A 6380-nucleotide genomic window follows, 5' to 3' on the forward strand; every position below is an offset into this window, starting at 1 on the left:
GGCCGCGGTCTCGGTCCCCGCGCACCCCACGGCCGGGGGTGCCGTGCCCGGCGTCGCGCCCGGTGTCGCGCCCGGGGGCGCGGCGGTCACCGACGGAGGCGCCGTCGCGCCGGGCGCCGGCGGTCCCGCGGGCGGGGGAGCGGGGGTCGGCGGGTCCGCCGGCGTGCCCGTCGTGCCCGGCGGTGGATCCGGCGGAGGTGCCGGAGGTGGCGGCGGTCCCGGCGACGGTGGCGGTGCCGGTGGCGGGTCCGTGGGTGGCGGCGCGGGCGCCGTGGTCGGTCAGGTGGGCGGCGGTGAGCCATCCGCCGTCGGGGGGATCGATGACGTCGGCGACGGTGGGCCGAGCGACGACGCGCAGGTCACCCCGATCGGCGAGGGCGGCTGAGGCCCGAGCTCACCCGGCTCGCCTCAGGAGGGGAGGTCGGTGACGTGCGTCCGGGGCGCGCGGTCGAGCAGGCCGGTGACAGCGTCGGGTGCGTCGATCAGCACCAGGTCGGCGCGGGCGCCCGGCACGACGTCGTGGCGGTCGTCGCCGATCAGGGCGGCGGCGCCGGTGGTGGCCATGTCGAGCAGGGTCTCGGGGCCGACGCCCTGCATGTGGCCCAGCAGCAGGGCCGCGTCGAGGAGGTCGACGGTGCCGAAGGGCGTGAAGGCGTTGCGGACGTTGTTCGACGAGTACGCGACGCGGACGCCGGCGTCGCGCAGCTCGCGGACCGGGGCCGACGCGCCGACGAGGAAGAGGTCGGTGGGCGGGAGCACGACGACGCCGACGTGGGCGTCGGCGAGGGCGTCGGCGGCGTGACGGCGGCGGTCGGCGCCGAGCCCGGCGAGCGTCGTGACGTGCCCGAGCACGACGTGTCCCTGCATCCCGGCGGCGGCGGTCATGGCCGCGATGTCGGCGGCGAGGTCGTGGCGGGGGTCGTCCGGCCCCGCGGCGAAGTCGGCGTGGACGTCGACCGGGACGCCGTGTCGCTGCGCGAGATCGAGGACGTCGCGGACGTGCTCGCGGCAGGCGTCGACGTCGTCCTCGGCGTAGCTGCAGGCACCGAGGACGTCGGCGCCGCGGCGCAGGGCCTCGACGAGCAGGTCGCGCGTGCCGGGGCGGGCGGCGATCCCCTCCTGCGGGAAGGCCACGACCTGCAGCGCGACCCGGCCGGCCCACTCCTCCCGGAGCTCGAGCAGCACGTCGAGGCTGGTCAGGCCGACCGTCGGGTCGACGTCGACGGGCGTGCGGATGCGCGTGGTGCCCGCGCGGTGGGCGCGCTCGAGGACGTCGGTGGCGCGGGCGCGGACGTCGTCGGGGGTGAAGTGCTGCTTGGCCTCGGCGGTGGCCGTGACGGCGTCGTCGAGGGAGTCGACGACCTCGGCACCGAGCATCGCCTTGTCGAGGTGCAGGTGCGGCTCGACGAGCCCGGGCAGGACGGTCCGGCCCGCACCGTCGCGTCGCGGGCGGCCCTCGGGATCGAGGTCCGGCCCGACGGCGGTGACGACGCCGTCGTCGACGGCGACGTCGACGCGTCCGTCGTGGTGACGCGTGCGGACGTCGGTCAGGAGGTAGGTGTCGCGAGCAGCCACGACAGGTCCGTACCCGCCGCGAGCTCCACCGGCTCGTGCCCGCGGCGGAAGAGCCGCGCGGTGTAGCCGTCGAGCGTGAGCGTCTCCTGGTGGTGGAGGAGCCAGGCGCCCTCGCGGAGGCCGACGACGGCGACGGCGTTCTCCTGGTGGAACTCGGCGATCCGCTCCTCGCGGGTCTCGCCGCGGTGGGTGGAGTGCGGGTCGGGGTCGAGGTAGTGCGGGTTGATCTGCACCGGGATGCGGCCGACGGCGTCGAACCCGCCCGGGTCGACGATCGGCATGTCGTTGGTCGTCATGATCGTCGGGCAGGCGAGGTTGGAGCCCGCGCTGGCGCCGGCGTAGCGCAGGTCCCCGCGGTCGCGCAGGGCGGCGAGGACGCCGTTGTCGCCCGTGCGCCGGCGCAGGCGGAAGGTGTTGCCGCCGCCGACGAAGACCGTCTCCCGGTCGGGGTCGGCGTCGCGGATCGTGGCCGCGGGGTCGGCCTCGCGGTGCAGGCCGCGGACGTCGAGGTCGCCCAGGACGTCGCGCAGCGCGTCGCCGACCCAGCCGCTGTAGGTGTCGAGGTCGTCCCCGGCCCACGCGGCGAACCACAGCGTCCGCCCGCCGAGGTGGGCGCGCAGGGGCTCCGCGGCGTGCGCGAACGGCACCTGGGCCCCGGGCGGGCGGGAGTTCGAGAACAGCAGGGCGTCGGCGGGCACCGCGTGATCCTGACGCACGGGGTACGTCCGCCTGGACGCCAGGCTGACACGTCCCGGCGTGTCGCGGCGGCGAGGATGTGGCGATCCTGGCACCCCGTGCCAGCAATGCCGCGTTGCTCGCACCGGGAGGTGCGTCAGCCGCCGGCGACGGGGGTGCGGGGAGGGACGGGCGGGGTGCCCAGGCCGACCAGGCGCAGCGCGCCCGGGGCGTCGGCCGGGACCACCGGGGACCGCGGGGCCACCGGCGCGATCCGCCGGTAGGGCTCGCCGAGGGCCGGGCGGGGGTCCGCCTCGCCCTTGTTCGGCCAGAACGCCATCGCCCGCTCGGCCTGGGCGGTGATGGTGAGCGACGGGTTGACGCCCAGGTTCGCCGAGAGGGCCGAGCCGTCCACGACGTGCAGCCCCGGGTGCCCGTAGAGCCGCTGGTAGCCGTCGACGACGCCGTGCTCGGGGTCCGGGCCGATCGGGCAGCCGCCGATGAAGTGCGCGGTCATCGGCATGTTCACCGCCTCGCCCCACGTGCCGCCGGGGTCGCCGTCGATGATCTCGGCCAGCCGCCGGGTGGTCTCGTTCGCCGCCGGGATCCACGTCGGGTTGGGCGTGCCGTGGCCCTGGCGCGACACGAGACGCCCGAAGCGCCGCCGCACCGTGATCGAGTTGTCCAGCGACTGCATGACCAGCGCGATGACCGTTCGCTCCGACCAGTGCCGCTTGTCCAGCGAGCGCGCGAACGTCCGCGGGTGCCGGACGATCGACCCCAGCAGCTTGAGCGCCCGCGGCACCCGCCCGCCGCCGTCGGTCATCAGCGTCGTCAGCAGGCCCATCGCGTTCGACCCGTAGCCGTAGCGACAGGGCTCGATGTGGGTGTCCTCGTCGGGGTGCCACGACGACGTGATCGCGACCCCGCGGGTGAAGTCCCGCGGCCCGCCGCGCACCGGCGCCCGCCGGGCCATCGCGCCGACCAGCGCCTCGGAGTTCGTCCGCGTCAGCTCGCCGAGCCGGCGCGAGACGCGCGGCAGGACGCCGGTGTCGCGCAGCCGGTGCAGCAGGCTCTGCGTGCCCCACGTGCCGGCCGCGACGACCACCTGGTCCGCGGTGTACGACGTCCGCCGGCCCCGGCCCCGTGTCGCGCGGGTCTCCACCACATAGCCCGACGGGGAAGACGGGGCGGGCCGGATCGTGCGCACCGTCGTCTCCGGGTGCACCACCGCCCCGGCGCGCTCGGCCAGGGCCAGGTAGTTGGTCTCCAGGGTGTTCTTGGCGCCGTGGCGGCAGCCGGTCATGCACTCGCCGCACTCGAGACAGCCGGTGCGGGCCGGCCCGGCGCCCCCGAAGAACGGGTCGGGCGACGTCACGCCGGGGCCCTCGCCGAAGTACACGCCGACCTGGGTGGGGGCGACGGTGTCGGCGCGCCCGCGCTCCTGCGCGACCTGCCGCATCACGACGTCCGACGGCGTCACCGACGGCTGGGTGACGACGCCGAGCATGCGCGTGGCCTGGTCGTAGAACGGGTCGAGCTCGTCGCGCCAGTCGGTCATCGACGCCCACTGCGGGTCGCGGTAGAACGCGTCGTTCTTGGGCCGGTAGAGCGTGTTGGCGTAGTTCAGCGACCCGCCGCCGACGCCCGCGCCCGCGAGGACCACGACGTCGCGCAGCACGTGGATGCGCTGGATGCCGTAGCAGCCGAGCCTCGGGGCCCACAGGAAGTTCCGCACGTCCCACGACGTGGCCGGCAGCGTCTCGGGCGTGAACCGCCGGCCGGCCTCGAGGACGCCGACCCGGTAGCCCTTCTCCGCGAGCCGCAGCGCCGTGACGCTGCCCCCGAACCCGGACCCGACGACGAGGACGTCGTAGTGCGTCGACACGCGACGAGGTTAACCCGCCGGTAGCTGTAACGCCAGGTCACAGGTACAGCGGTCCGGCCAACCGCAGGACCGCGGGGCGCCACTCCTAGGGCACGACCACGACCTTGCCCACGGCCCCGTTCTCCACCGCCTCGTGCGCGGCGACGATGTCGTCGAGCGCGTAGCGGGTCACCGGCAGCGGCGTGAGCGCGCCGGCCCGTGCGGCGTCGGACACCCACGCCGACGCGGCGGCCAGCTCCGGCGCCGGCACGCCGTAGAGCAGCACGTAGCTGATCGTCGCGTTGGCCACCATGAACCGGCGGGTCGGGATCACCGGGTCGTCGGGCTCGTTCGCGTAGACCGCGATGACGGTGCCCGCGCCGGCGACCGCGAGGTCCAGCTCGAGGTTCGCGCCCAGCGCCACCTCGACGACCCGGTCGACGCGCCCGGCGAACTCCCGCACCCGGTCGACCGCCCCGTCCTCGCGGTAGTTCACGACGAGGTCGGCGCCCGCGGCCCGGGCCAGCTCGCCCTTCTCCTCGCTGCTCACCGTCGTCACCACGCGCGCGCCGGCGTGCTTGGCCAGCTCGATCGCGTAGTGCCCGACCGCACCCGCGCCGCCGGCCACGAGCACCGTCGCGTCGCGCAGCGCCTCCCGCCCGTCGCCGCGCACCAGCAGGCAGTGCGCGGCGGTCACCGCGGGCACGCCCAGGCACGCGCCGAGGTCGTCGGGCGCGTCGGCGGGCAGCGGCATCGCGCGCTCGGCGGGGAGCACCGAGTACTCCGCGGCGGTGCCGTACCGGTTGCCGAACGCCGCGAGCTGCAGCCAGACCCGCTCCCCGGCCGCGACGGCGTCCACGCCCTCGCCGACCGCGTCGACGACACCGACGCCGTCCTGGTGCGGGATCTGGAACGTCTCGGGGTCGCGGCCGGTGAGGCCGGCGCGGGTCTTCCAGTCGGTCGGGTTGACCCCGGAGCCGGTGATGCGGACGCGGACCTCGCCGGGGCCGGGGTCGGGGACGTCGACGTCCTCGACGGCGAGCACCTCGGCGGCGGGGCCGGTGCGGCGGTAGATCGCAGCCTTCATGCCGGGCCAGTTCCCGCCCGGTGGCCCCTCTACCCCGACACCTCCCGCAGCGCGGCGAACGCGGCGGCCAGGGTGGCGGGCGTGTGGTGGGCGTTGAGGCCGCTCGGGTTGGGCAGCACCCACAGCCCGGTCGGTCCGAGCGTGCGCTCCTGGCGCCCGGCGGCGGCCCTGCGGTCGGCGAACGCCACCCGGTAGGCGCCGATCCCGACGACGGCGAGCCAGGCGGGACGGACCTCGGCCACCAGCGCGCGCAGCCGCTCGCCGCCGGCGACCAGCTCGGCGTCGTCGAGCTCGTCGGCGCGGGCGGTGGCGCGCGGCGCGACGTTGGTGATGCCGAGCCCGAGGGCGGGGAGCAGACCCTGCTCGGCGGGCGCGAACAGACGCGGGGTGAAGCCCGAGGCGTGCAGCGCGGGCCAGAAGCGGTTGCCGGGCCGGGCGAAGTGGTGGCCGGTGGCCGCCGACACCAGCCCCGGGTTGATACCGCAGAACAGCACCCGCAGCGGCGGGTCGTCGGGCCCGGGCAGGACGTCGGGGAGCAGCTTGTTCTTCGCGGACTCCAACTCGGCGGGGGAAGGGACCGGCACGATCACCGAGTATCCCCACCGGCCGGATGCGTCCCCAGGCCGCGGGCCGCGCGGATCCGCCGGGGCCGCCGCCGCGTCGGAACCGGTGTGAGCGAACAGGACGGGCCGGAGGTGCGGCCCGAGGAGCTGGCGGGTGCCGCGGGGGCGTGTGCCGCGGTGCTGGACGTGGCGGCACCCGCGGCGGCGGAGGCCGTGCGGTCGGTGGCGGTGGTGCCGGGCGGGCGGGCCGGGGCGGCCGCGGTCGCGCTGGCCGGGCGGTGGGAGGCCGCGGTGGCGCTGTGCGTCGCCGACGTCGTGGCGCACGGGGAGGCGCTCGCGGCGGCGGCCGCGGGCTATGCCGACGTCGACGCGGCCGTCGCCGCCGGGGCCCACCGGGCCGGGCCGTGACGGCCGGTCTCGCGGACGCCGTGACCCGCCTCGGCGTGGCCCGCGCCGGCCTGGCGCACGCCGGCGGGTCGCTGCGCCCGGTGTCCGGCTGGAGCGGCCCGGCGGCGGAGGCGGCCGCGGCGGCCCGGGTGGCCCTCGGTGCCCGCCACGCCGCCCTGGTTGACGACGTCGACGGCGTGCTCGGGGGGCTCGCCGCGGCGGCGTC

Annotated in this window: 8 protein-coding genes; 3 read left to right on the plus strand and 5 right to left on the minus strand. The window is 76.9% G+C overall.

Annotated elements, in window-relative coordinates; translation table 11 throughout:
* Window positions 1–385, plus strand: a 385-nt coding sequence (locus ABD994_RS30665; RefSeq protein ID WP_345425332.1) for a hypothetical protein, incomplete at its 5' end; no start/stop codon positions are given.
* Between the two features lie 23 nt (window positions 386–408).
* Here ABD994_RS30665 and ABD994_RS30670 read toward each other — a convergent pair.
* From ABD994_RS30670 to mug, 5 genes are all read right to left on the minus strand, one after another.
* Entirely contained in the window at window positions 409–1575 is a 1167-nt protein-coding gene (locus ABD994_RS30670; RefSeq protein ID WP_345425335.1) for an amidohydrolase family protein, read from the minus strand.
* Entirely contained in the window at window positions 1548–2273 is a 726-nt protein-coding gene (gene pepE, locus ABD994_RS30675) for a dipeptidase PepE (RefSeq protein ID WP_345425338.1), read from the minus strand. The genes ABD994_RS30670 and pepE overlap by 28 nt, the downstream gene beginning before the upstream one ends.
* Window positions 2274–2407: 134 nt before the next feature.
* Window positions 2408–4138 carry a GMC oxidoreductase gene (locus ABD994_RS30680; RefSeq protein WP_345425341.1) on the minus strand — a complete coding sequence of 577 codons (1731 nt, stop codon included), beginning with the start codon at window positions 4136–4138 and terminating at the stop codon, window positions 2408–2410.
* Between the two features lie 85 nt (window positions 4139–4223).
* Window positions 4224–5204 (minus strand): NADPH:quinone reductase, encoded by a 981-nt coding sequence (locus tag ABD994_RS30685; protein WP_345425344.1) that lies wholly within the window; start codon window positions 5202–5204, stop codon window positions 4224–4226.
* A 29-nt stretch (window positions 5205–5233) separates the two neighbouring features.
* A complete protein-coding gene (mug, locus tag ABD994_RS30690) occupies window positions 5234–5788 on the minus strand; it encodes a G/U mismatch-specific DNA glycosylase (protein WP_425550160.1) in 555 nt (184 codons plus the stop codon).
* A gap of 87 nt (window positions 5789–5875) precedes the next feature.
* Here mug and ABD994_RS30695 point away from each other — a divergent pair, with 87 nt between their 5' ends.
* Together ABD994_RS30695 and ABD994_RS30700 are read left to right on the plus strand one after the other, a co-directional pair.
* Window positions 5876–6175 (plus strand): hypothetical protein, encoded by a 300-nt coding sequence (locus ABD994_RS30695; RefSeq protein ID WP_345425347.1) that lies wholly within the window; start codon window positions 5876–5878, stop codon window positions 6173–6175.
* Window positions 6172–6380 (plus strand): hypothetical protein (locus ABD994_RS30700; RefSeq protein ID WP_345425350.1); only part of this gene is annotated, 209 nt, incomplete at its 3' end. The genes ABD994_RS30695 and ABD994_RS30700, both read left to right, overlap by 4 nt.

Origin of the sequence: Actinomycetospora chlora (assembly GCF_039542135.1) — a bacterium.
GTDB lineage: Bacteria > Actinomycetota > Actinomycetes > Mycobacteriales > Pseudonocardiaceae > Actinomycetospora > Actinomycetospora chlora.

Excerpts from the sequence above, each read along its gene's own strand:
- ABD994_RS30685 (WP_345425344.1), bottom strand. The coding sequence starts at position 5,204 with ATGAAGGCTGCGATCTACCGCCGCACCGGCCCCGCCGCCGAGGTGCTC.